At 67.2% G+C, this 24,879-nt stretch carries 23 protein-coding genes; 4 read left to right on the forward strand and 19 right to left on the reverse strand.

Going from position 1 to position 24,879, the window contains the following annotated elements; genetic code table 11:
- Positions 1–11: 11 nt before the first annotated feature.
- Positions 12–509, reverse strand: a complete 498-nt coding sequence (locus AB4Z55_RS26385; protein WP_338857989.1) for a hypothetical protein — start codon at positions 507–509, stop codon at positions 12–14.
- Positions 510–958: 449 nt separating this feature from the next.
- On the opposite strand from AB4Z55_RS26385, the gene AB4Z55_RS26390 reads away from it, so the two are divergent.
- From AB4Z55_RS26390 to AB4Z55_RS26405, 4 genes are read left to right on the forward strand one after another with little or no spacing between them, the layout of a single operon-like run.
- Positions 959–1,318 (forward strand): hypothetical protein, encoded by a 360-nt coding sequence (locus tag AB4Z55_RS26390; protein ID WP_338857990.1) that lies wholly within the window; start codon positions 959–961, stop codon positions 1,316–1,318.
- The gene (locus tag AB4Z55_RS26395; RefSeq protein ID WP_338857991.1) at positions 1,315–2,940 is read left to right on the forward strand and encodes a relaxase/mobilization nuclease domain-containing protein; all 1,626 of its coding nucleotides are present in this window, start codon (positions 1,315–1,317) and stop codon (positions 2,938–2,940) included. Before AB4Z55_RS26390 ends, AB4Z55_RS26395 begins: the two co-directional genes overlap by 4 nt.
- A complete protein-coding gene (locus AB4Z55_RS26400) occupies positions 2,937–4,340 on the forward strand; it encodes a hypothetical protein (protein WP_338857992.1) in 1,404 nt (467 codons plus the stop codon). The genes AB4Z55_RS26395 and AB4Z55_RS26400 overlap by 4 nt, the downstream gene beginning before the upstream one ends.
- Positions 4,341–4,348: 8 nt before the next feature.
- Complete coding sequence (locus AB4Z55_RS26405; protein WP_338857993.1) at positions 4,349–5,110, forward strand: CPBP family intramembrane glutamic endopeptidase; 762 nt, start codon at positions 4,349–4,351, stop codon at positions 5,108–5,110.
- A 140-nt stretch (positions 5,111–5,250) separates the two neighbouring features.
- Here the strand turns inward: AB4Z55_RS26405 and AB4Z55_RS26410 are convergent, their stop codons facing one another.
- The 18 genes from AB4Z55_RS26410 to AB4Z55_RS26495 all read right to left on the reverse strand — a co-directional run bounded on the left by AB4Z55_RS26410 (position 5,251) and on the right by AB4Z55_RS26495 (position 24,782).
- The gene (locus AB4Z55_RS26410) at positions 5,251–5,550 is read right to left on the reverse strand and encodes a hypothetical protein (RefSeq protein ID WP_338857994.1); all 300 of its coding nucleotides are present in this window, start codon (positions 5,548–5,550) and stop codon (positions 5,251–5,253) included.
- A gap of 497 nt (positions 5,551–6,047) precedes the next feature.
- The gene (locus tag AB4Z55_RS26415) at positions 6,048–6,653 is read right to left on the reverse strand and encodes a DUF4913 domain-containing protein (RefSeq protein ID WP_338857995.1); all 606 of its coding nucleotides are present in this window, start codon (positions 6,651–6,653) and stop codon (positions 6,048–6,050) included.
- The gene (locus AB4Z55_RS26420; protein WP_338857996.1) at positions 6,650–8,428 is read right to left on the reverse strand and encodes a type IV secretory system conjugative DNA transfer family protein; all 1,779 of its coding nucleotides are present in this window, start codon (positions 8,426–8,428) and stop codon (positions 6,650–6,652) included. Before AB4Z55_RS26420 ends, AB4Z55_RS26415 begins: the two co-directional genes overlap by 4 nt.
- Entirely contained in the window at positions 8,425–9,120 is a 696-nt protein-coding gene (locus tag AB4Z55_RS26425) for a hypothetical protein (protein WP_338857997.1), read from the reverse strand. Before AB4Z55_RS26425 ends, AB4Z55_RS26420 begins: the two co-directional genes overlap by 4 nt.
- Before the next feature lie 2 nt (positions 9,121–9,122).
- On the reverse strand, positions 9,123–10,781 hold the full coding sequence (locus AB4Z55_RS26430; protein WP_338857998.1) for a hypothetical protein: 1,659 nt from the start codon (positions 10,779–10,781) through the stop codon (positions 9,123–9,125).
- 6 nt (positions 10,782–10,787) lie between these two features.
- Positions 10,788–12,320 (reverse strand): SCO6880 family protein, encoded by a 1,533-nt coding sequence (locus AB4Z55_RS26435; protein ID WP_338857999.1) that lies wholly within the window; start codon positions 12,318–12,320, stop codon positions 10,788–10,790.
- 190 nt (positions 12,321–12,510) lie between these two features.
- On the reverse strand, positions 12,511–14,370 hold the full coding sequence (locus AB4Z55_RS26440; protein WP_338858000.1) for a hypothetical protein: 1,860 nt from the start codon (positions 14,368–14,370) through the stop codon (positions 12,511–12,513).
- On the reverse strand, positions 14,370–15,104 hold the full coding sequence (locus AB4Z55_RS26445; protein ID WP_338858001.1) for a hypothetical protein: 735 nt from the start codon (positions 15,102–15,104) through the stop codon (positions 14,370–14,372). The genes AB4Z55_RS26440 and AB4Z55_RS26445 overlap by 1 nt, the downstream gene beginning before the upstream one ends.
- Complete coding sequence (locus AB4Z55_RS26450; RefSeq protein WP_369521093.1) at positions 15,101–15,850, reverse strand: hypothetical protein; 750 nt, start codon at positions 15,848–15,850, stop codon at positions 15,101–15,103. The genes AB4Z55_RS26445 and AB4Z55_RS26450 overlap by 4 nt, the downstream gene beginning before the upstream one ends.
- An 18-nt stretch (positions 15,851–15,868) precedes the next feature.
- Positions 15,869–16,333 carry a hypothetical protein gene (locus AB4Z55_RS26455; protein WP_338858003.1) on the reverse strand — a complete coding sequence of 155 codons (465 nt, stop codon included), beginning with the start codon at positions 16,331–16,333 and terminating at the stop codon, positions 15,869–15,871.
- A gap of 29 nt (positions 16,334–16,362) precedes the next feature.
- Complete coding sequence (locus tag AB4Z55_RS26460) at positions 16,363–16,734, reverse strand: hypothetical protein (protein ID WP_338858004.1); 372 nt, start codon at positions 16,732–16,734, stop codon at positions 16,363–16,365.
- Positions 16,735–16,763: 29 nt separating this feature from the next.
- Positions 16,764–17,291 carry a hypothetical protein gene (locus tag AB4Z55_RS26465; protein WP_369521094.1) on the reverse strand — a complete coding sequence of 176 codons (528 nt, stop codon included), beginning with the start codon at positions 17,289–17,291 and terminating at the stop codon, positions 16,764–16,766.
- On the reverse strand, positions 17,288–17,689 hold the full coding sequence (locus tag AB4Z55_RS26470) for a hypothetical protein (protein WP_338858006.1): 402 nt from the start codon (positions 17,687–17,689) through the stop codon (positions 17,288–17,290). Before AB4Z55_RS26470 ends, AB4Z55_RS26465 begins: the two co-directional genes overlap by 4 nt.
- Positions 17,690–17,930: 241 nt before the next feature.
- On the reverse strand, positions 17,931–19,034 hold the full coding sequence (locus tag AB4Z55_RS26475; RefSeq protein ID WP_369521095.1) for an NlpC/P60 family protein: 1,104 nt from the start codon (positions 19,032–19,034) through the stop codon (positions 17,931–17,933).
- A 145-nt stretch (positions 19,035–19,179) separates the two neighbouring features.
- Positions 19,180–20,763: a cutinase family protein gene (locus AB4Z55_RS26480; RefSeq protein WP_338858008.1), complete on the reverse strand. Its 1,584-nt coding sequence runs from the start codon at positions 20,761–20,763 to the stop codon at positions 19,180–19,182.
- A 1,459-nt stretch (positions 20,764–22,222) separates the two neighbouring features.
- The gene (locus AB4Z55_RS26485; RefSeq protein WP_338858009.1) at positions 22,223–23,278 is read right to left on the reverse strand and encodes a hypothetical protein; all 1,056 of its coding nucleotides are present in this window, start codon (positions 23,276–23,278) and stop codon (positions 22,223–22,225) included.
- Positions 23,275–23,850, reverse strand: coding sequence for an ImmA/IrrE family metallo-endopeptidase (locus AB4Z55_RS26490; RefSeq protein ID WP_127963991.1), 576 nt, complete (start codon positions 23,848–23,850; stop codon positions 23,275–23,277). The genes AB4Z55_RS26485 and AB4Z55_RS26490 overlap by 4 nt, the downstream gene beginning before the upstream one ends.
- Positions 23,847–24,782 (reverse strand): nucleoside hydrolase, encoded by a 936-nt coding sequence (locus tag AB4Z55_RS26495; RefSeq protein ID WP_338858011.1) that lies wholly within the window; start codon positions 24,780–24,782, stop codon positions 23,847–23,849. The genes AB4Z55_RS26490 and AB4Z55_RS26495 overlap by 4 nt, the downstream gene beginning before the upstream one ends.
- Positions 24,783–24,879 lie beyond the last annotated feature (97 nt).

Here is a 24,879-nt window from a genome sequence, read left to right on the forward strand (position 1 = left end):
CCTGGCGCGACTCATGCGCTGCGGTCCAGTGGTGAGTCGGCGGCCGGCGATGACTCGGCGGGCGGCGTGTGGGCGGGTGTGGTGTCGGTGGGTGCCGACGGTTGGTCGCCTGTTGATGCCTTGCCGTCGTCGGTGGCGGTCGATGCGGAGTGCCGCGCGCGGGCGGCGGTCAGAGCTGCCTCGGGGCGCAGACCGATGCTGGCCAGCACCGAGGGTTTCGCGCCGGCTGCCTTGGCCGCCTCGAACGCGGCGAGCACGGCGTCCTCGTCTGCCCACTGCCGCTGCGCGAGAGCTTGCATCCGGTCGAAGGTGTCGCGCAGCGAGTTCGCGTCGGTCCACCACGACCGGGCGGTGAGCGCCTTGGCCTGCCGGTCGCGGTCGCGGCACGTCGCTTCGTAGGTGGCCACCACCCCGGACAGTTCAGCGATGCGCGTCTCGACGCTGTCGGACAGAAGCTCGCGGCGGTAGGCGTCCAGCGCCTCCTGCGCCGCGGTTGTCTTGGAAGCCATCTGCTGGCCACTCCCCTCTGCTCGGTGTGTCGGAGCGGGCTTCAACCCGCTACATTGTTTCTAATGTATCTAATGGTTCTAAATCAAGCACCTCGGGCGGCGCGGCGAGCCGGGCTCGGCTTCGCGGCCCCCGGGCTGGCCTGCCGTTGTCCCCAGCGCTTGAGACAGAACCCCCGCTCTTCCGTAGCAGGACTGCCTACCGGATTTCGCGGGAGCAAGATATCCCAAAACCGGCCGGTTTTGGCTTGCGCTGGCCGCGGGCGGTGGCGACACTCGGTGGTGTCGCGTCCGGTTGCGGCGGGCGCTGGTGGTGTCCGGTCGGGCGGCGACGCCCGGACATGGGAGGGGTGAGGGTGGTGGCGGGAGCGGCTGCGCGAGGTCATCGTCCGCACGTGCCCAGTGGGCGCAGGCAGCCGCGCAAGGTTTACTTCGACGGAGAGGAACGCGCGGTGATCGAGGTGGCCGCGGGGATGATGGGGCTGCGCTTCGGCGCCTACGTCGCTTCGGCCGCCGTGCGTGATGCGCGGTCGTTGGTCGCGCGCAGCGCCGTCGCCGGAGACGACACCGCTCCGGATGGCGCGAGCGCACCGGTCGGGCTGAGTGTGTCCGAGGCCCAGGAGCTCCTTGACGATGTGCGTCACTTGCGGCGGCTGTTGGGCAATGTGGCCGGCAACCTCAACGACGTGGCGCGCCACGCGAACTCGACCGGCGAGCTCGCCCCGGAGTCAGCGGCGGTGCTCGACTACGTGCGCCGCACCAACGACAAGCTCGACACCGAACTGATGAGTTTGCTGCGGAGGTTGCGGTGATCGACAAGATTGGTCGCGGCTGGGACGCGCCGCATTTGATCAGTTATCTGATGGGTCCGGGCCGGGCCAATGAACACACCAACCCGACGGTCATCGCCGCGTGGCACAACGATCCCGGCGCGTTGCAGCCGGGCAAGATCGGTGCCGGCGATTTCGATTTCGACCCGGCCGGGCTGGCCGCGCTGCGCGAGCATGTGCAGGCCCCGGCGGCCGCTGCCGGGTTGCCGACCCGGCAGCCCGGCGAGGGCGAACCGTTCTACACCAAGCACGGCTACGTGTGGCACGCGTCGATCGCGATTTCGGCCGAGGACGTCGCTGCGCATGGGCCGCTGTCGCAGGAGACGTGGGCGCAGATCGCCCGCGATGTCATGGACCGGACCGGCATCGCCGCGGCCGACGACCCCGGCGGGTGCCGGTGGGTGGCGGTGCATCACGGACTGTCGGAGGCCGGGAACGATCACATTCACATCGCCGCGGTCTTGGTCCGCCAGGACACTGGCCGGCGGCTGCACCCGCGTAACGACTTCCACGCAGTGCGCTCGGTGATGCGGGAGTGGGAGGACCGCCTCGGGCTGACCACGACAGCGCAGAACGACCGCAGCGCCGCTCGGGAGGCGACCCGAGGTGAGCATGAGAAGACCCAACGCCGCCGCGCGTCGGGCATGCCCGCGGCAACCCGCACCGATCCGGCCGAGACGATCCGTGGGCAGCTACGCCAGGCCGTCGCCGACACCGCAGCGGTCGCCGGTGACGGTGAAGCGTTTCTGGCCGGGTTGCGCGAACGCGGGTTGCTGGTGCATCTGCACCACGACCGCGACGGCGCGATCGACGGGTACGCGGTGGCACTGCGCGGCGATGTCAGCGCCGAGACCGAAGCCCCGATCTTCTACGGCGGCTCCAAACTCTCGCGGGACTTGTCGTGGCCGAAGCTGTCTGCCGAGTGGCAGCGACACGGCGGGACGGTCGCCGAGCGGCCCGCGAAGGTCACCATCGACCTGACCGCCGGGGCGTTCGACCGCGCCCGCGCGGCAGTGCAGCGCGCGCACACCGCGCTCGCCCACGCCGAGCACCCGGCCCATGGCCGCGACATCGCTGTGGCCGCGCACCGCATGATCACCGCCTACTCCCGTGTCACCGACGGCACTGCACCCCCGGCGAACGCCCCGCGCACGCAGGCGGTGTGGTCCTCGCACCGCAGCGCCACCGCCGCGCGTACCGCCCGGCCCTCCCCTGCCTCGGCGCCAGTGAATCCGGCCGCCGACGCACTCAACGCCGCCGCCCGGGATCTGCTGGCGTTACGGATCGTCACTGAGAAGGGCTCAGCGAGCGCGGCCAGCGTCGAACTCGCAGTCGCACTGGCACAACTGATGGTCGAGGTCGCTGCCTGGCATCAGCAACGCGGCGAGCTCCACGCCGCGACCGCAGCGCGCACCACCGGCTCCCGACTGACCCCCGTGTCTCGGTCTGCCGCTCCCGCGGCGACGACCACACCCCGACCCACACCGCAACGCACCACCACTGCGGTGCGGCCACGCACCGAGCGTGGCCACCCAGAGCCGCCGCGGCCCCGCCGTCTGCCGTCGGCCGGCGATCAGTCACCGAAGAAGGGACCACGGCTATGAGTACAGAACGATCCACGTTCGATGAGTTGGGCCGCCAGAGCGACGTTCCCTCCCTCGGGCTGCCCCGCGAACAACTCCTCACCTACGCGATGTTCGCGCGGACAGCGGCCGGTGCGCTGCGCAGTGCGCGGGAACGCCACGGCCGGGCAGCATGGAACGACGCCGACGAAGCTGCCCGCATCCACCTCGCTGCCGACGCCGCCGCGATCGACGAGCTGACGCCCACCCAGGCCCAGGAGTGGAACCAGCGCGTGGCCGAGGGCAACGTGGACATCGACCGTGTCGGCGATTCGGGGATGGTGATGGCCTACGCCGGTCTCGCTGACGGCACCGAGGTTGTGCAAGCCACCCTGGGCGACCGCACTGTCACGGTGGCGGCGGGCAGCCCTGCCACCGCGGCACACGTCCGGGAGTGGTTGGCTGCCAACCCGAACCACGATGCCCTCTCGGATCTACGCCAGACCGCCCGCGACATCGCCGCCGACCGCACCGAGGACGCACCCGCGCCCGCGGCCGGCGATGACTCGGGACAACAGCAGCCTGAGCAGGACCGCACGACCATCAGCATCGACGAACTGACCGCGCCCACTCTTCGCGAACGCCTCGGAGACCGTGTCCCGCAGAGTGTGTTCGCTGACGCCCGATGGGCCACCGCGGAACGTCAGTTCCGGGATCTGGCGCGCGAGGGCGTCGACCCCGACCTGCTCGCCGATGCAGCTGCCAGCCTCACGTTCGATCACAAGGTGCGTAGCCCGGCGGCGCTGGTCGCCTGGCAGCTACGCAAGGCCGCCCAGGGGCATACCGCACCGACCGACGAGGACCAGGCCCGTCGCGAAGCTGCCACCGAATGGCTGGCCACCGCCGAGGACACGCCCACCGATCGGGCGCGCGCCAGCCGACTCGTCGGGCAGATCGACACCGAGTTCGATCGGGCGTTGGCTGAGAAGTACCCGGGCATCCTCACCCCGGCGGCGTCCGAGTTCGAGGACCGCTGGCACGACCACGCTGCCCGCGCATCTACCCATGCCGATCTGGCCGAAACCCACGACGACACAGCGGTGCGCGAAGAGGAAGCAGTGGCACACGCCGCGCAGCGGGTCACCGACGCGGAGCTTGCGGTGGTCGGCGGCCCGGTCGCCGACGAGCAGGTTGATCCCGCCGTTGAACGTGGTGATGCAGACACGCACGAAGCCATCGCGGCCGACGAACGCGACCTGGCCGCCGACGCTGAGGGCGACCGCGCCGAACAAGCCGCCAGCCAGAAAGCGGCCACGGCGCCTTTGACCCGCGGCGCCGGACCCGCGGCGGCGAACCGGTCACGCGGCCGCGCCAGCACACCCCGCGCTGCCTCGGCCGCGCGCACCCACACACAGACCCGCACGCGCGGCCGAACTCAGTGACCGATGCGGTGACCGCCGCACCCGACGATCACCGGCCCGCCCTCGGCGGGTTCGGTGTCCTCGCCCGCTGGGTGTGGGTATCGCCCGTCGCCATCTTCGCCGGCCTGGGCTTGAAAGCATCGGTGCAGGAGTCGATGTCGTACGGTCTGCTCGGCGCGATGGTCGTACTGTTCGCACTGGTGGGCGTCGCGTTCATCATTGATGGGCGCACGGTGATGTCTCAGACCCGTGACAATCTGTGGCTGATCGGGGTCGGCCCGGTGCCGCGCGACAAGAGCTCGGTGTGGTCCCGGGGACGTCTCGTCGGCGCCACCGTCGTAGTCGTCGGTGGTGTGGCCGCCGCCGTGCTGGCGTGGGTCACCGCCCAACTCATGGCGTCGCTGTTCCCGCGGGCCGAGGACCTCGTCGACGACCGCTACGACATCTATGCCGGTCACTCGACGCCCTATGTGTGGCTCGTGCAGCTGGTCGAGAACGGCCTGTCCGAAGAACTCGTGTTCCGCTCCCCCGTCCTGGCTGCCTACCTACTCCTGCGCGCGAGCACCCTCGCCCACCGGCGCTTCGCGTGGATGCTGTGGGCAGTCGGATCGGTCGGCTGGACAACAGTGTTCGCCCTGTCCCACAGCGACTACGGGATGTGGAACGTGGCACCCGCCTTCGTCATGGGACTTGTCTTCGTCGGCGTCACAGTCCTCACCCGCACCGTGTGGACCGCGGTCATCGCCCACACCACCTACAACACCTGGGCAGTGCTCGGCAGCCCTATCTGATCGCTCCCCTGTGTCGGGTGAGCGGTCAGAGACGCAACAACAGTGAGGGGTGGGCGGGCACCGTCGAGGACGATGCCCACCCACCCCTCACTCGTTGTGGCTCCGCGTCTGTCTGCCGTAGATCGACGCGGTTCTCGGCGTTACGCGGACCAGGGGCTGATGGCCCACCATTGGCCGCTACCGCTGCGGTAGCAGGTGCCGAACCGTGGCCCGAACTTCTTGGCGCCGAACCTGGTGAGCCGGTCGGCGGTGGGCGCGCATTGCGCGGCGCTGCCGTGCGGGCCGACCGCGAACGCGCGATGTCCGTCGACAACGCCGATCGGAGTCACCGCGGCCGCCGCCGGCCCCGCCGTGGCGACCCCCGCCCCGGCGGCGACCGCACCCGCAATCAGGACGCCAGCGACAGTGCGGCGCACCCGCTCTCGTGGAGACATGGTCATGATGTGTTCCTCTCTTCACACTGTGGCTCCTCTGTCAGAACCACAAGGTCACCGCGGCGCGACTACTGGTAGGTCCGTCCGGACCCGTCATGCTCACCCCTTGCTCGTGTCTGACTCGGTTTCGCCGTGCCAACGCGGACAGTGAGAGCCACTGGCTGCCCGCCGAGAGACGCGACGAAGTCGCGCCACCCGCAGACGACGTCCTCCGGGGCACTGTCGATCACCACGGTTTGGGTTCGGGTCTTGAGCCGGAATGCTCGCCCCTGCCCCACGCGGCCGGTGACCAGACCGCCACCTGGGCAGACGCTTCGACCGGGTCGCTGTAGCCACGGATTGGTCTGGGCTATGCGGTGATTCATCTCAGTTGCTCCCGTCGTGGAATGGGCAAAAGCAGGGGTGCGGTGGCCGGGACCCCGAGCTGGGGAGGTCGGGGCCCCGGCCACCACGGTCGTTGCTCCCCAGGTAGTGCGTTGGGAGTGTCCTGAGGGGCAACGGGTTTAGGGGGTCGGGGTTGGGAGGTTAAGGACCGTCGACGGCGGGGTCTGCACGGCGGCTGTTCCGGTCGGTAGGTAGCCGTGATGGTCGGGGTCGTGGAACGGGACATGCTTCGGAACGCAGCGGTGAAACGGCCCCTCTTCGCTGGTGAGGATGGCCAGGTGGTGGTCGAAATGCTCGCGCAAATAGATCAGGACGGCGCCAGGCCCTTCCTGGGCGGCTTCCAGTTGGAGGGCGCGCAACCCCCAGAGCCGGGTGATTGCTTCGGGGTGTAGATCCCATCGCGCGCACCATCGGACGCCAGGTCCGGCAGGTTTGGTTTTCACCCGCCGCTCGCACCACGCGCTGACGTTGTCGCGTACCCATTCCCGCAGGACCGCCATGTCGGGTTCGGCTCCGTGCGGCTCGGTGTCCTCACTGGCACTGTCACCGCCCTCGGCGGTGGTGTCGGTCGCCGCGCTGACGGTGGCCAGGGTGTTGGCAGCGGTGGAGCTCCACCCGTCTTCGAGTGCGGTGAGCGCGTCGCCGTGCCGGGTGACGTTGTCGGTGAGCGCGTCCAGGCGTTGTCGGAGAGCTTCGACCTCGCTGGCCAGGTCCACGCCGCTCACGCCCTCGTGGTGTGCGCGGCGGCCGGAGCAGGCTCGTCGAGGTCGCGGAGGTGGCGGCCAAGAGCGTTGTCTTCCAGCGCTGCCACCGCACTGCGCCGCACCTGTGCCGTCGCGGTTTTCGCGTAGGTCTTGATGTCGGCGGCCTCGGCGTCTTCGCGATACCACGGCATCAAGTCCATGAGGATCGGCCGCGACCCTTGCCGGATCAGTAGCGCGTTGTTGCGGTCAAGGGCGGCAACCTCTTCCAGCGGCATGATCGGCTCGCGGACGAGGCTGCGAGACCGGCTGCGGGACCCAGAGCTGTAGGTGTAGCTGTCTTTCCACACTTCGTGGGTGCCGATGAGGTCTGAGACCATCCGGGCGTCGTCACGGTCTTGCAGGCCGGCGCCGATGATGCGGCAGGTCGAGGCCCCCCACATCGCGCCCATCTTCTCCCGGCCCCACACGCCCATGCCCTGCTGGTAGGACTGCAAGATGACGTCGACGATGACGGCTTGGCTGCCGGCGAATGAGGCCAGCGCCGGTAGGTTTTCGATCCGGCAAATGTTGGCGGCTTCGTCGAGGACCATGGTCAGCGGCGGGTCGAGCCGTCCGCCGTGGGCGGACGCGGCGAGGTTGGACAGCTTGAACACCTGGTCGACGATCGCCGCGGTGACCGGATCGGCGTTGTCCTGGTCGTCGCGGGTCATCAGGTACAGGGTGGGGCTGTGACCGGGGCTCGCTGTGAACAACGTCCACAGGTCTAGTTCCTCGATCGGCTCGGCCGGTGGTTCGTCCCAGCTGTCGGGCGGGGTGATCCAGCGCAAGGCGTCCTCGTCTTGCAGGCACTCCAACGCTGCCGAGGCTCCGCCGACGACACCGGACAGGGTTTCCGGTACCAGCTCCAATTGGCTTTCCAGGCTCAGCGCGATGCGCTGGTGCCCGTGCTTGGCGAGTAGGTCGACAGGCTCGTGGGATTGGGTGTCGACCCAGGTGATGACCTCGCGCATGGTGTTTCCCGACACCGCGGCCGCGAGAATCATCCGCGCCAGCAACTGCTTTGAGGAGGAGTTGAAGAATCCGGAGTTGCCCGATTCGCTGTTGTTCTTGCCGGTCGCGGCCATGAAGTGGGTCGCGATGCGGCGGGCGTCGGAGTACTTGCGGACATCGCCGAGGATGTTCCACCACCACGTCTGTTCGACGAACGCAATCTGGGCGGGGTCGTAGGTGTAGACCGGGCCGAGTAGCCCGCGCAGGTGGGCGGTCAGAATCCACACGTCGGGTTTGTTCGAGGTCGCCACCACCGATCCCAGTGCCGACAAGATGCGTGGAATGGCTTGGGAGCTGGTCTTGTTCGAGCGTGGACCCATGATGATGAGGGTGAAGTCTTCGAGCGTTTTGAAGATCAGGTTCTTGCCGACGCGGCCGATGCACATGGCCACGTCGCGCACGTCCATCGAGGCGAGTGTGGTTCGGCCGTCGTCGCTGTCGGTGTCGATGCCGCGGAGTTCTGCGCCCTTGGTCAACGCGCCTTTGCCGGTCACATCCCCCAGGTGGGTGGTGTCGCGTAGGGCGCGCATCGCCGCGCTCTGGCCCCACCATCGTCGCGTGGCGACGATGGCGGTGGCCACCACTGCGGTGATGCCGACGGCGACGGCGATCACGACCCATCGCGGCACGCCGAGGGTCGAGGCCACTGCCATCGCCAAGCAGGTCGCCACGATCAGGACCACCACCGCCCCAGCGATACGCAACTGTGTCTCGGTGTTGCCGCTGGCGGCTTTGCCGGTGCTCATGCCGCGTCCTCCTCGGCGTAGGTCAGGGTGGGGTCGCTCAGCGCCACATGGCGCAGCCGGGCGATGATCAGCCCGGCGACCGGTGACTGGTCGTCGTGGACACACACTGTCGGTGCCTGATGGCCGGCCAGCGCCGGTACCCGGACACGGGGTGTGTGCCCCGGTGGGCCGGTGATCAGGTGCCGGGCGTACTCGAGGTGACGGGCAGCCAGCGCGGCGGCCTGAGTGACCAGTTCGGCCTCGGGTGCGGTGGGTCCGGCGACACTGGCGACGTCGAGAGCGAAGTCGTTCTCCCCTGCCCCGGCCAGCAACTCCACGATCGTGGGCACAGCCCCGGCGTCGAGGAGGTGAGTCAGGGTCACGATCGGCCAATTCACCAAGCTTGCCGCGTGCAGCGCCCCCGCGAGCAGGGTGGTGGCCTCGGGGGTGACCAGGCGCAGGTTGGCTGGCAGGTCGCGCGTCAGGTGGTCGGCGGCGACCGCAGCGAGGCGTTCATCCCAGCATTGTTCGATCAGTGGCCACCACGTGCGCGGGGCGTCGATGTCGCTGCGCGCAGAGAGCACCGTCACCAGCCCGGGTGGGTGGGCGCCGAGCACGGCGTGCACGCTGGCCCGGCTGCGGCACACCACGATCTGGGTAGCGCCGTCGGTGTCGGCGGATTCGGTGCGGCGCACCGCATCATAGGGAGACATGGCTAAACCCCTTCCCAGGCGTTGTCGGTGTCGTAGAGCTTGATTTCTTCTTCCAGCAGCACCACACGCACCGGAAGGCCCATGCGCGCACCAGATTTGATGAGGTACTTGCCCCGGCCGGGATGCAGCTGCCCGGGAACCCACGTCGGCGGCGCCGACCACTGGGTGACCAGCCGACGTTCGCGGCTGGTGAACGGAGTGATCTCGTGCAGCCGTTTCATCTCGGCGTCGTCGAGGCCACCGAGGATCTTCACACCGTTTCGGGCGGCCATGCCGCGGGCCTTGGCGCGGTCTTCGATGGTCGGCAACGCGTCGAGGTCGGTCACCGAGTGGGTGGACTGGGCGGTCACCATGCCGCGGTGCCGGTTGAGTCGGGTGGCACGGTCTTCCTTCTCCACCAGCCCGGGTGCCGCGCGCAATGCCCGCCACACCTCGTCACGCGGCTGGTAGATGTTGCGGCGCAGACCACTTGCCTGCTGCGCTTCCACCACCGAGGTCGCCCACGTCGAGGCGCACAGCATCGCTGAGGCCACCACGTCGTCGGACTCGTCCTCGATCGCTGACAACGACAGCGACAACGCCGGCATGTCCTTGGTGACTTTGAAGCTCGATGGGCGGTCGAACATGCCGCGGATCGGCCCGTCATCGCTGCACAGCAGCGCCACGGCGTTGCGGAAGTCCCGGACCTCGCGCTGATAGGCCAGATCTCCGGCTCCGGTGGTGGCCTGTGACGGGACCGCCATGATTTTGCGCAGCGGGTCGCTGCCGTGGTCGATCGCTGTGAGGACTGCGGGGATGATCGGTTCGTCGTCGCCGGCGGCGGCATCGGCGATGGCCACCGCCGCCCCCAGGAGCAGACGTTCGGTCGCGGTGAGCTGCTTGCCTTCACCGACGATGGTGATCAGCGATTCCAGCAGTGCCAGGCGCCGTGAGTTGGCCAGGGCCATCAGCTGCTGCTTCTCCCCGCCGGTCGCGGAGGCGATGACCGCGACCAGTGGTCCTCGGTCGAGCGGGTTGAGCGATTCATGGCCGCGTCCCAGGCGAACCACCTCGCCGCCCATCGCCCGAACCATCCGGGTGTACTCGTCTTTGAGGTCACCCGGGACGATCATCATGAACCCGAATCCGACTAGGCCCATCCCGAGGCGTTTGAGGCCGGTCGACTTGCCCACTCCGGGCTGGCCTTGCATCCAGATACCGGTGTTGGTGACCAGCCCGTCTTTGAGCCACTGCGCCGGGTCGAGTCCGATCGGCTCAGCGGTGTGCAGGTGGTTACCGAAAGGCACGCCGCGTACCCGCGCGCCGGCCGGGGCAGGGAACGGGTAAAAGCCGGGCAGCTCGGCGGTCGTGGACTGATACAGGGTGCCCGCTTCCACGTTGGGAGCCCACCCGCCGAACGGACGTCGGCGCCCCTTGGCCGGTGGCGGTGCGCCGAGTGCGGCGTTGAGCATGTCGAAGGGCATGTGCATGGGCACGTTGTCGATCGAGACCGCTTCCTCGTCGTCGCTGTCGGCCGACTCTGCCGGGGTGGCCCCGAAGCCCATCTTCTGCAAGATGCGTTGGCCCATCGTGGCGCGCTGACCTGCGCCGAAGACTGCCTCGTCGTCGCTGTGCACGTCGCGATCGGGTTCGCTGATCGTGAGCACCGAGTGGTTACCCATGTGTTCCTAAGCCCCCCAACGGTCTTTGGCCATCCGCGACAGTGCGCTGGTCGGTTCGATGCCCACGCCCAGCGACGCGGCGAAGGTTGCTTCCATCGCCCGCCGTGCGCGGCGCCACTTCGTTTTCGATTCACCCTGGCGGCGTTCGACATCCGCGCACGCCTCGGAGAGGGTGTCTTCGTTGCGAACGGTGGTGGTGACGTAGAAGGTGAACAGTCCTAGACCAGCGCCGAGCGATTCCTGCTGAGCCATGCGTCGCGCGGCGGCCCGGTCGTCGTGCTCGCGTTGGGTCTCGTCCTTCTTCGTCTTCTGCGCCCAAATGCGGCGGAACACACCAGCACTGACTTCCTTTTCGACCTGCCGGGACGCCTCGACCGCCGAGTACGGGCGGTAGACCATCGAGAATCGGCGGTGGTAACGGCCCGGTGAGACCAGCGGCAACATGCCGCGGAAGCGCCGCAGTCCGCCGAGGGATTCGCTGTAGACCCACGACACCGAGTAGCCCGAGTCGTGGGCGTAGGTATCCACGCTGGCTTCTGTCCGCAGGGGTGCCGCGCCGCGCCACTCCTGCTCCTCGGCGGCCTCGTCGAGGTCTGTGTTGCGTAGCGCAGGATCGAATGCTGTACGGATGTAGCGGATCAGCTGACCTTTGGTCGCCCGATGGGTCACCGTCATCCCTGAGGCCGCCAGCGCAGATTCGAACCGCGGCAACATGTTCACCACTTCGGCCGCGCCCTGGCTGAGATCCTTGGGGGCGGGTTGCGCCTTGGTCAGATCGAAGTTGATGGTGACCAGACACGTCACGTCGGCGGTCTGGGCGCGGCTTTGTGACACCAGCCCGTCGAGCACCCGCACGCACACCTCCGGCGGTTCGACGACGTCGACGCCGCTGATGCGGGCGTTCTCCCTGGCCCGTTGGCGGGCCCGTTCGATGCGGTTGCGGGTGTAGGAACGCTGGTTCATCCCGCCGGTGGGCGCAGATTCACAGGTGAACGTGATCGAGGAGACGGTCGGCATGTGCCCCAGGTCGGCGAGCATGCCCCCGAAGTTGGTTACCCACGTCAGAGCGTCGCCGTCGTCGGCGAGGGTCAATCCCACCGGTGAGACGAACATCGGCGCCGAGACGATCCCGGTCTGGCGGTTCCACACCAAGCATTGGTGACCGCCACGACCGTCCTCGACCTCAATCGGCATCAGCGGGGCCAGGACCCCGGGCAGGTTGTCTCCGCGTGGGATCTCGCTGAGCACATCGTCGGACCACGCCGAGGTGGTGCCCGCCGTCGCGAACCGCATCCGCGCGGCAATGCGCTCAACGACGGTTTTGCCTGCGGCGCCGAACGGAAGCACGCCGAGTACCAGCACCGGAACCGCGATCAGCGCGAGCACACCTGTGAGCACCAGGTTGCCGAGGAACAGCGACAACGTGACCAGGGTGACCGTGACGGCCAGGATGATGCTGTGGCGGTTTTCCAGCCGTCCGACCGCCAACCCGCTGCGCGAACGGCGCCCGGACCGGTAGGCCGGTTCTGTCGTGGTCATCGCTGGCCCTCCAACCACTGCGCCGGGTCGAATCCGATCGGTTCTGAGTGCGCGAGTTCACGCCCGTAGAGCACCCCGGCGGAGTGGCCCTGCCACGGTCGGGACCGGGCCGACGTTGTTGCGGTGGTGGTTTGGGGTGCGGTGTGCGGTGTGCGGGGGTTCATGTCTGTGGGTCCCTTCTCTCGGGTGGTCATTGCATGTCGGGTCCGGTGTCGTCGCCGCCAGTGGCTTCGGTGGCCGCGCCTTCGGCGACCTCGCCGACGGTGTCGACGGCGGTCTCCACGGTTTCCTTGGCCGCCATCGCTGCTGCGACATACGGATTCGCGGCTGCGGCTCCTCCGCCGGCAGCTTCGGCGCCACCGGCCGCGCCCGCGGCATCCGCGCCGCCGCCGGCACCACCTGGCATCGGTACGCCGCCACCGGCGTCGGGCGCTTCACTGGCCGGACCCAGATCACCGGCGCCCAAATCGGCTTCGGGTGAGGAACCACCGGCCTCGCCGCCCGAGGAGCCGTCAGTGCTCTCCCCGCCCCCGCCGCCGCTACCGAACCCGCCGGGACTGTTCCCGGGACTCGGGTCGGCTTCGCCGCCGCCCGACGATCCGGGACCGGTGGAGTCCATGTAGTTGGACTGGGAGTCGCCGCCTGCTCCGCCGCCGGCGAACTGGCCCACACCGGCCGCGGCGATCGCACCGCCACCGGCGAGAACTGTCCCTACGCTTGCACCGCCCTGAGCACCGGGAGAAACCCATTTGAAGAAGGCGAGCATCGTGGGCAGCGTCAGCACGCACAGCCCGATTGTCATGAGCCCGACCATCACTGAGGACAGTGACTGCTCGTTGCCCATCAGTTTGAATCCGATGGTGTAGAGCGCGGCGGCAAACGGCTTGTACAGGATCAGCGCCAGCATCATCGCCACGATGCGCGGGAACCACTGTCGACCCCACGACGACAGTTGACCCGCTGCGGCGAAGATCAGCATGGCGAACAGGATCACCAGACCGGCTTGGCGGGCGAAGCCGATGAGCCACTGCACCGCGCCCAGGACGAACGCGACTACGCCCAGCAGGAGCACGCCGCCGGGGTTGCGGATGGTGGCGATTCCAAGCATGGCTTTGAGGTTCGGGCCGAACTCTTCGGCGCCGTTGGCGGTGATCTGGCGGGCGAAGTCGTCGGCAGCGTGCAACGCGCCAGTGACCACGATCCCCGACAGCGAGCAGATCAGCAGGAATTTGAACGCGCCGACGCCGAGCTCGGCGGCCGGGCCGGGACGTCGGGACATCGCCATGGTGATAGCCGCGGACAGGATGCCCAAGGCCAGGACCATCATCACCAGGATCTGCACGGGCCGTTCCCCGGCGAGGATGCCCCCGGAGGTGACGTCGATGGAGTCGGTGCGCAGCCACCACGTCATCGACAGGACCAGCAGGTCGCCGGCGAACTTGCCGACGCTCTCACACGCCTGGGCGAACCAGTTGTCGAGGAGATCTTTCGCCGCGTTGGCGGGGTTGAGTGCGCTGAGGTCGACGTTGGTATCGGCCTGTCCCACACCACCTTCGGTGAGCTTGACGAAGCGGCCCTGCTCGTCGAACTGGGCGGGTTTGGGTGCACCGCCAGGGTTGGCGCAGGCAGGGATCTTGTTGCGCGCCTTCTCACAGTCGAGGACACCGTTGTCGTCGAGCAGTTCGCGGTGCTCCTTGGCCAGCTGTTCCGGCACCATTGCCTTGACCCCGGCGTAGCTGCGGTCGGAGGCGTTGAACACGTAGGCGTCGATGTCTTTGGACTGCTCGGACGGGTCGTGGGTGGCGCAGCCGGCGAACTCCCGGTGATCGTGGCAGGTGATCACCAGGTATTTGCCGTCCTCGTCGGTGCCGTCGAGGGGTTTGAGCCACTGCTGCTGCTCGGCGGTCAGTGGTGGCGGTTCCTCGGGCATCCAGCCCGGCGCGCTGGCCGGGTCGGCGGCCGCGGGCGTGACCACGGCGGTGGCCCCGATCCCCCACACGCTCAGCAGGACCAGGACGAACGCCCCGAGGGTGCGTGACCGAATGCTCATCAGCTCGCTCCTTGCGGGAAGCGGTGCCAGCCGTTGTCGGGATGGACCGAGGTGGCATCGACGGGACGGGTGGTGGCGTTGCCGAACAGGCCCGGTTGATAGCGCCAGTCCCCACGCATCCACACCACCGAGAACCGCAACAGCGACACCGCCGTGGAGGTCTCGCCGGGCAGCGCGAAGTCGTAGCTGGCGACCTGTTCGCTGTAGGGCTGATGAGCGCGCCAGGCGATGACACGCGGGACCGTCTGTTCGGGGTCCAAACTGGCCTGTAGCTCGGCGACCGATTGGCGCAGCTTCGAGATGTCGCCGGGGGTGCCGAGGACCTGCTTGCGGTAGATGGAATCGGTACCGGCCAACACCGCCAAGCGCATCGGAATCTGCCAGGCCGCCAGAATTGCCCCGGCCTCGGTGTGGGCGAATCCAGCCGCAGCGACTCCATCGAGGGTGCGGGGACCGGCGGTGTCGGAGAACGGCATCTCTGTGCGGCCCACCGCCTCCCATCGGAGGTTTCCGAACGACACCTCGTGCTGGCCGTCCTCCCCGGCGTCGACGAGCGGGCCTGTGGTGTCGGCCGGGGTGTCCGGGCCGGACGTCGCACGCACGATCAGCACTCCGGCGATCACGGCGACCAGGGCCACCACGACTGCGACCAGTACCCACCGCCACGTGCGGTTGCCCTCGGTCGCCGGTTCGGCGAATTCACGAGTTGTGAACTGAGGTGGCCGTGACTTCATGGCTGCTCCCGTAGTGAGGTGAACCCCGACAACGACGGGGAATCAGGAAGGTCCGGTGCTGAGTCGGGGTCCCATTCGCCGCTGAACTTCCAGTCCCCCTCGTCCCACACCACCGGCACCGCTGCGAACCGGAAGTTCTCGCCGCGGCTCGGGAAGGCCAGGTACACCGATGCTTTGGACTCGGTGTAGTCGGCGATCTTGAACGCGACCGGTGCACTGGCGACCTGCGCGAGCACCGCCGGGTCGATCGTCGCGCCGTGGTCACGAGCCACCAGAAGCTGTCGGCGCGTGGTGGCACTGACCTTGGCTTGCGCGTCGATGACCGCTGCATAGTCCGGTGACCACGTGAGGCGGAAGGTGATGTGCGCGGCGGCCAGCACCGCACCCTGAGGGGTGTGGGAGTAGCCCGAGGCGATCGGGCCGGTGATCCGCGCGGGGCCGTCGCTGTCGGAGAAGGGGAACGGCACCCCATCCACCCGCTGCCACGACACCCGGTGCGGCGGGCCGGTCAGCCACTCCGGATCAGTCGGCGAACGCTGCAACGTCGGTGTCTGAACCAGCACCGACCCTTTACCCGCCGACGAACTCGGCGTGGCCGATCGGCTCGGCGCTTCCGCGACGTCGCTCGACTCGCCGCCACGCATCATCAGCCCGACCGCAGCGGCCAGAACGACCACCGCCGCCGCGCCCGCGAGCCACTGCCACCGCGGCCGTCGCTGTGCGAATTCCTTAGTTGTGAGACCCATGACACTCGTTTCCTCTTGTCACAGCGCACTTGCGACGAGAATCCCGCCGATCGTGCTGAATGAACCGACGATCAACACGGACAGATACAGCCAGATGCTCTGCTCTAGAGCCATTTTCGCGACCTGGGAGCGACCCCGGAAACCGACGATCATGGCGGCGAAGCCCACCAGTCCCCCTACGACCGCGGCGATACCGAAACCGGTCAGCGCGTAGCCGATCATGGTGTCGGAGAACGACTGCAAGTCCCTGGGCGCTTCTGTGCGGTCGCCGCCGAACTGCTCCCAGTGGATCTCGCCCTGTTTCGGGGTGCCCATCTTGATTTCACCCTCCACGCCAGCCGACTCCTCGGGAGCCGGCGGCGCGGCCGGGTCCGAGGTGGCCGGCACCGACGACTCTCCCGGGGTGGGTGGGGGCACCGCACCCGCTGACCCGCCGGTGGCGAACAGCACGAGCACAGCGATCCATGCGCCCGCCAGCGCCACCGCAACCCCACGCACGCGGCGGGTCGCACTCATGCGAAGGCGTCCAGAATTCCGACGCACGCCCCGGCTCCGATCACGCCGCCGAACAGCCAAGGCAGGTGTGTCACCGCATCTTTGGCGAAGTTCGACCGGCCCCGCATACCCAGGATCATGCCGACGGCCACGAACAACATCGCGATCACCGCAGCCGAGTAGATGATCGTTTTCAGGTAGCCGATGAACATGTTGACGCCGTTCTGGGCATCCTCGGGCAGCTGCTGCGGCGGCGGATCGGGGAACAGCTGCTGATCCCCGTCGCCAGGGGCGGCGAGGATCAGGTGCTGGCCGGTGCCGCTGCTGCCTCCCGGGTGCGAGGCGGCGATGACGGTCAGGTGATCCCATACGGCTAGGGCAGTGGACATGGGGCGTACTTCCTTCCAACAGAGGGGTTTTAGGAGGTGCGGCGAAGCCGCGGGTGTTCCTCGTCCGGCGAGGAAGTGTGAGGGGTGTCGTGGTCGGCGGACACCGGCGCCGACGACAGCACATCGGTGACGGCAGCGATCAGGGCGTGACGGAACGCGCGCAGGCGCATCGACCACGCTTCCGGGTCATCGCTGATCGCCGCGGCCCGCAGATCCGCGGGCGGGCTGCTCATCGACCGGGCCTGTTCAATCCAGTCCAGCCACACCACCGCGGGCACATTGGGCTCGAGCATGCGGGCACGCTCACGGACCTGGTGCGGTGCGCGATTGGGGCTGTCAGCGCTGATCACGACCACCGGGGCCACTGGGGCGGCAGCGGCGATGCGGGTGGCCAAGCTCAGCTGATGGCTTACCGATCGGCACACCAGCACATCGACGTCGTCGCCGGGCGCGACCACGCCCAGGTCCTCGCCACCGATCAGTGCAGCGACGATCGAGGTCGCCACTCCCCCAGCCACCGCGCCGATACGCGGGCGACGCGGAATGGTTGCGGTCATCGCGGCCTCACCCCGCACTGGTCGGTATCGGGGTTGCCTAGTGACCACTGACCCGCCCGGGCCGTCAGTTGCACTGTCACCACATAACGGCGCGGTGTCACCGGGCGATCTGCGCGAAAACGCTGCGTCACAGTCACAATGCGCAGCGCACGGGCGGCGGTGTCCGGCGGGCGGTCCTCGAACCCGAACCGCACATCGCCTGGACCCAACTGCGCTTTGGCATGCACCAACGCCAGCTGTGTCCAGTAGTTGCCGGGTGAGCCCGTCGGCGGTGTCGCCGTGAGCCGGGTCCGGCATTCATCGGCCATCAGCGGTGCTGCCCGTAACGCCGCGTCATAGGGGCTGCGGTCGCGGGTGGTGTCCCACCCGTACCAGATGCGGGTTGCGGCCAGAGCCACCGAATCGGCGCTCGACCGGTCAACACTGACTCCCGGAGGGAGCTGTGTGGGTGCGTTCGCATGTGTCGGGCTCGTCGGCGGTGCAAACGGCCACGACACCGTCGGGGGCGTGCTGAACGGCTGCGAAGCTACCGACGACGGCCCCTGTGGCTCCACCCGGTCAGGCGTCGAACACGCCGCGAGGCCGGCCGCGGTGACGACCGCCAACAGACTCGCGGCCGCGCACCGACGATGGATGGTGCTATCCGAAACGGCGGACATACCACTCCTCTCCACTCCACCCCGACAGGGGCTGAATTCGGACGACATCCCCCGACTGGGGGGCGTTGAGCAACATGTCTTGCCCGTTCTGATTGCCGTAATAGATTCCGACGTGATGGGTGTTGCCCCCCGAGCCGAAGTAGATGAGATCCCCGGGCCGCTTCTCGGCGACCGGAATCTCTTTGCCCCGAGGGTCATAGAGCTGCCCGGGATTGCCGGTGTCGCCGGTGAAGTGCGGGAGCACGATTTTCATGTTGGTGGCCTGGGCCACCGCATAGAGCGTGAGTCCGGAGCAGTCGAAACCGACTTTGCCCGAGTCGCCGTGGGCATCGGCGGCGCCGCCGCCATCACTGATGCCGTTGGTCGGCCCGTTTTGATTGCCCCCGCCCCAGGCGTAGGGGGTACCCAGCCACCGCAATGCGGCCTGGATGATCCGGCGGTTCGTCGGGCCCGCGAGCTTGCCGCCGCGCCCGGTCGCTGATTGATTGATCGAGGCGTACTTCGGGATTCGTTGCTTGACCGCGGGGGCGTAGCCTTCGGTCTCGCCGTTGGTGATGTTCGGTCCGCCGTTGGCCAGCACGCAGCCGTAGCCGCAGTTGTAGGCGTTGAGCACGATGTCGAGCAGATCGCCCTTGATCCGGCCCGAGGCCAGGTCCTTTTTCGCCTGCGCGACGGTGTCGCAATCGAATTTGGCTTGGGCCATGATCGCGTCCGGAGGATCGAACGGTGAGGCGGTGCCGTTGCCGTTGGCATCAACGGCATACGACGGCCACGTGTAGGGCATGAACTGTGAGAGTCCCTGTGCGCCCGCCGGGCTGACGGCCTCCGGGTCCCACCCGGACTCCACTTCGATCTGCGCGGCGATCACCGGGGCGGAGATTTCCGGGCATCGCTTGCCCGCCTTGATCACCCACGGTTCGAACTCAGGCGGCACCGTCCCGGTCTTCAACCCGGCTTGGGAGTATCCGCCCGAGGAGTCTTCCTCGGTGGGGGCGTTGTAGCTGGCGGCAACGAAAAAGACGACGATCAGCACAGGCACCAGGAACACCGCTCCCAGTACCGTGGCGATCGTCGCCTTGTTCATGTTCACTCCCCAGCTGATGGACTAACCTGCGCCTGGCTCGGTTCGAGTCAGGCAGTGACGTCGGTGGCCGCGCCCTGTGCTGGTCGGTGATGCACTCCCATACATCGCCGTCCGCCGGGCGCAGTCGCCGCTGCGCGTCGTCAGCTCATGACGCCTCGATCCGGCCGAGTAGCCACTTGGCCAAGAAGACGGTGGCGGTGTCGCCCTGGGCGTTGACCGGCCGGCGGTCATACGCCTGATGCACACCAAGAAGGCTGTAGCTGGCCACCTGAACCACCTGTGTCGCCAGCTCATCCGGCTTGACCAGAGACAGGAAGGCGTCGTACTCGGGCATCTTCACGACGCGGCCGATGTCGTCGAGCATCGACGAGGCGAACACCACCCGCGCCAGTTCCAGCGGGATCGCATAGGGGTTGGTCGCGCCCGCCACACCGATCTGTGTGGCGGCGTTGATCACCGACACCACCGCTCGGTTGATGTCCTCGGGGTTGGCCGAGGCAACGTTGGTCAGCAGCGTCTTCGCCCGACCCGATACATACGGTCCGATGTCCTGGCTGCGCAGATTGAGCAGCGGGACCACCGCCTGAATCGCTTTGCTCTTACCGGTCAGGGCGCAGATCGCATCGCCCTCGGCGCAGAACGACGTCACCCGGTCGGCCAGCGTGCCGAATCCGTCCGGGCGAGCGCCCACAGCGCCCTGGCCGGCAACGTTCGGCCCGACAAAGGTCTCCGACCCCGGCAACACCTGTGGTGTCGGCGCCGGGGCCTCTGAGTCCAGGTTCGCCGTGGTCGGCGTCCGCGCCGGGTCCGAGAGCAACCCGCCAGCGAGAATGCGATCAGCTTCGACAGGCCCACGGTCATTGCCAATGTCCGAGAACACGTCCCCGAGCACCAACGATCCCTGCGAGTAGCCCAGACCAGCGAATTTCGCCGACGGGCAGGCTTTACTCAGTTCGGTCAAGCGTGCTTTGAGGGCGGCGGTCCCGTTAGCCCGTGACTGTCCCAACGTCAGCGGGTCGTTCTTCACCACACCAGCGATCGGGCCGCCCACCTGTGCCACATACGGGATCTGCTCAAAGCCAACGCTCTTGCCGATCGCGCCGCCGTCGATGCTCGCAGTGCCCGACGGGGCTAGAGAATCGCTGTCCTCATCATCCGGGGCGGGGGCTGAGGTGGTCGGGGTGTCGTCGACCAACTGAATACGGGGTTTGACCGAAGCGCCATTCGATGCCGGCTGCAGAGTAGGCAACGCACCAGTCGTCGGCAGCGTCGTTCCCGGAAGCTGCTGCCCGTCAGGAAGAGTCGGGCTCGACTGCGAGGACATCTGCCCTGCCGTGTCCAGCAGACCGCCCACCAGTGAACTCACCGCACCGCCACTCGACGGCGCGCCGTTCGGCTCCTGCCCGATCTGCACCGGTGCGGCCGTAGGACCAACGATGGGCGTCCCCCGCTCCACCGCCGCCCGCACCGGGTTGGTGACCTTCGACAGCATTCCCGGAACCACATCGCGGCGTGCCTTGGCGTTGGTCTCCCACGTACCCGGCACCGCAAGCACGAATACGTCCTTGCAGTCGACCCGGGCAGCCGCCGTCCCGGCGCCGCCCAACGGCGCTGCCGTCAGAAGTACCGGCACGATCACCGCCAGCGCGATTGACGCCGCGCTCGCGCGCCGCGTCACCACACACCGCCGCAAGAAACAGGACGAGACGCCCGCCACGCCCGACGCCACGCACTCAGCTCATCCTCCGACCCAGTGGGCACCAGCAAATGTCCCACCGCACAACGGGATTCCGAACCGAGCAGCGCGTCGGGACTGGGCTCCGAGCCGATGACGCACACCATTCCTGGGTGCCGGGCGGCGCACTCGAACGATGCCCGGCCCAGAAGTTGTACCCCGGGAATCAGGGAGTCGGCCTCGCGCCGACCCTGGGTACTGCTCACAACATGTGTCACGTCGCATCCTCGCTGTCCGAACGGCAGCAGCAGGAACGACGAACCCGACATTCAACAGTCAACAGCGGCGGTAGACTATGAACGCCAAGCTCGCTGCCGCTCCTACGGCAACCGAGCTGGGTATCCAAAAGGCGCTCGAGACCGGGGCGAGGTTAGACGGCAAATCTGGGCCTCGCCCCGGTCGCGGGTCACACCAAGCCTCTTCTGTGTGATGGTCTTGAATAGGGCTGGAAACCGCGCCATACGTGAGTGCACGGCCGCCGCAGACTTACCCTGGAACCATCATGAGAGGGAGTAGGCGCATCCACGGCACTAATATAACGCGCATATGTAAGCGCGTCCATACGATCGGTAGCCCTCGTCGTGTCTGACCCTCAGTATTTCGCCGACGTCATACACCGTCGGCGAAAAGACCTGGGGCTAAGCCTCGCCGCAGTGGTCGCGGGGGGCGGCCCGTCAGAGCCGACAATGGTGCGTATCGAGAGCGGTCACACGCCACCCCTGCGGGCGCCTACATTCAAGAAGCTTGACCACATCTTGCGCTGGCCAGAGGGTAGCGCCCGAAGTGTTTACGCAGGTGGGGAACCTCTTGCTGATGAACTTGGGGATGACGCCGGACGCAGGGCATCGGTTGCCCGGGGAGACCTTCAGGTGGCCGTCGGGACGCTGACCGCACTTGTAGAGGCCGCGAACTCTATAGCTGCGGCCGCAGCTCACTACGAGCGGAACGGCGGTCCATTGACCTCCGCCGTTGCAGAACTGCGTTCCGCGCTGTCGCCGTTGGTAGGCAGAGTGGTTTCCGCCATGTTGTCCTCGAACTCCGGCGAAGGAGTACCGGCAGCGAGAGTGGCGCAAGCCGTGGAGGCCTTTATGGCACAGCCCCCTGACGATGAGACGCCGGCACGAACTGCCGCGAACGTAGAGCGTAGAGAGCTCTATTCACGGTTGATACCCTCTACTCGTTCAGAGGAGCGAACCCGCGATGCACAAGAAGAGAGTGGGGACCCGGACGATGATGACGCCAGCTGACCGCGTGAAGTGCGCGATGAGCGTGTTCCGACTGTCGCCCGTGGAGGTGCGCGAGCTGACCGGGGCTAGTGATAGCTCCCTGGACGGCGGCGACCTTCCCGAGGAAGCTATCGCGCGTTTTGCCGAGCATCTTGAACTGCCGCAGGAGTGGTTCCGCGGGGCTGACCCCACCATGGACTCAGAAATGCTCTTGCTGGAGGCCCTTGTTAAGAGCGGGCCGGAAAACCTGAAACTTCGCGGGCGGGCACATCCGTCTGACGATCCGTCATAGGGTCTACCTGCCGCGCGAGTCGAAGCACTTCCGCCGGCGTTGTGGCTACGTCGTTCTGGTCCGGGTCGTCGCCTTTGCCGTGGAGGAACACGAGAGCGTCGATGCACTCGGTGATCATCCGGACCGTCGCCTCATCGCGATCGAGCGGAACAGCTGGGTCTAACCGCACGGAAGGAACTCGCTCGACCAGATGCTGCCAGAGGATCGGCAGCCCTCGTATCGCTGAGGCGAGATCGGAATCGGTAGGCCGTTGTCGCGCCGACCAGTTCACCAAACCGGCCAGCGCGATCGCCGTCATACCGAGTGTGAAGTAGGCAAACACGTTGCCATTGCTGTCCCGTTGCAAACGCTCAGCGGTACCGATTGTCCCCGTCGCGTGAGCAACGGCGTACCACAACAGGCTCAGGGAGTTCAGTCCCGTGGTCACGAAGATCCCTATTCCCGTCGCGATAATCGCGGCCGGGGGCCGTTCGTTGCGATCGTGGGACCGCAACGCCAGTATCACGTGCGCGAGCGCGTACCCGTCGCCAAGCACGATGGCCCCGGCGTACACGACGAAATAGGCAATCGACCACCCTGGGCTTGCTGCCTCGATTGGCAGCTCGCGATCACCCGCTGCTGCGTCAAGGACGATCAGCACAGCCGACGTGGCCAGCCATACGGCAAATGCGCGCAAGATGATTCGTCTAGTACGTCGGACCGAACGGCCTGCCCATGCTGTGCGCGCGTCCCGGACGGCCGCCGCGGCCACCAGGGCCGCGGCGATGGTGAAGATCTGTGCCGCTACGCGAACCGCACGCGCGTCGGTCAGGGACACCAGTGCGTCATTGACCACGCCCATCTTGATCAGATCGGCTACCGCGAAGCAGGCGACCAGCACTGTGAACCAGCGCGCCGAAGCTGACCGCATCAGCATTGCTCGCGCAGCAACAATCGCGAACGCGGCTACGACAATGAAGATGTCTAACCACAGTGGGATGGTATTTCTCATCGAGGTCCCAAGAAGGTCGTCACGACCGAAGAGTCCGACACCAAGCTCTGGTAGGTGCTTAAGGAGTTGAAGTCCGCATCTGAGACGAGGGTCAGTACCAGGAGCTTGCTGGCTAGGGTCTCGGCGGCACGTTCGTCAGGGTTGTCGAAGTGAGAGTCTGCCAGTCCATGAGCGCGTTCGGATAAAGGTCGCTGCTCAAACGATGCGTTCTCCAAGGCCCGGATTACCGCCGCGCGCGGCACTCTCGTGATCATTGCGAGGATGTCGCGGACATCTGGCGCGTCCGAGTGCGCACAGGTGTGGTCGAGGAACAGATGCGCAAGTTCGTGCGTGATCGTAATGCGTCTCCGCCACTCGCCGTCTGAGTCGGCATAGAAGATGTCAGCTCGGTTGTTGTCGTCGTCTCTCGCGACGACGCCGGAGACAGATGTGAGCCCCCGCAATGGGGTCAGCTGTATCTCCTTGCCGGTTCTTGCTGCGCAGTAGGCGCTCAGATCCTCAATAGTCCGAGCACGTCGACGTACGGCTCCGCGGACAATGAGGCGAATCAGCATCCGGTCACGAATCTTCACTGCGCGAACGCCTTCCGGAGTAGAGCGTGCACAGCGAGGTGATCAGGTGGGGCCGTCACGAACTTGTGTGTGGTGTCTGACGGCCGAGAAGTCCGACCTCTCAGCACCGGAGTTCCTGAGGAGCGGTCTACCACCGCCCGTGCGTCAGAGGTTGTTGCGCCGCCCTCGCCCAGCAAAACCATTGCCGCCACCGTGTCATGGGCCGGCACCCGCCATCCCGGGCCACTGGCGGCATAGCCGTAAGAAGCTGCCCGGCTGGCGCCGTAGCCTTCGCTCACCGCACGCATAGTTTTGCCAAATTCTGACTCGCCGAACACATCCGCGCTCAACAGAACATGTCTGGTCACGTCGATGCCGACCCATGTGATCGGCAGCGCACTGGCCGCGATCTCCGCAGTCGCCGAAGGATCATGCCGGGTGTTGGTATCGCCGGTCTCGTCGAGCCATGCCGACCGAGGCGTGAGCCCCTGGCCCGCCATCACGACTATTCGGTCTAGCGACCGCAATGCCTCGGGCGCCGCGCGGTACGCGGCCGCGACGTTCGTCAGTGGAGCAATCGCAAGCAACCGTCCACCCTTGCCTGCTCGCTCGGCGAAGCGAACGATCGTACTGACCGCTGTGTCGCTACTCCGCAACCTCTCAGCCGGTGACAGGTGGAAGACACCTCCCATCCCGTCCGGCCCGTGAACATCAGAGGGCGACCAGGATGCCGGCGGGTCGTTGTACGCGGGGGTTACCTCAGTTTGGGCTGCTTTCGTTCTTTGAAGGATGTACCTGGCGTTCGCTGCTGCTTGTAGAGCCGAGCAGTTCCCCCAGGTGGTAGAGACGCTTGCGACGTTGATTTCCTGGCCTAGTACCGCTAGCGCGAGCGCGTCATCAACACCGCAGTCTGTGTCAATGTGCACAACCCCGTTGAAAGACGTCATCCCCATCCTCGTACGTTAGTGTGTATGTAAGTGCAGCCTACAGAATTGGCCCCTACGTTAACGGCGTGTCGCCTCCGTCCGGGGGTTTTGTGTAGCCAGAATG

The sequence above is a fragment of the Gordonia sp. ABKF26 genome (assembly GCF_041103195.1).
Lineage (GTDB): Bacteria > Actinomycetota > Actinomycetes > Mycobacteriales > Mycobacteriaceae > Gordonia > Gordonia terrae.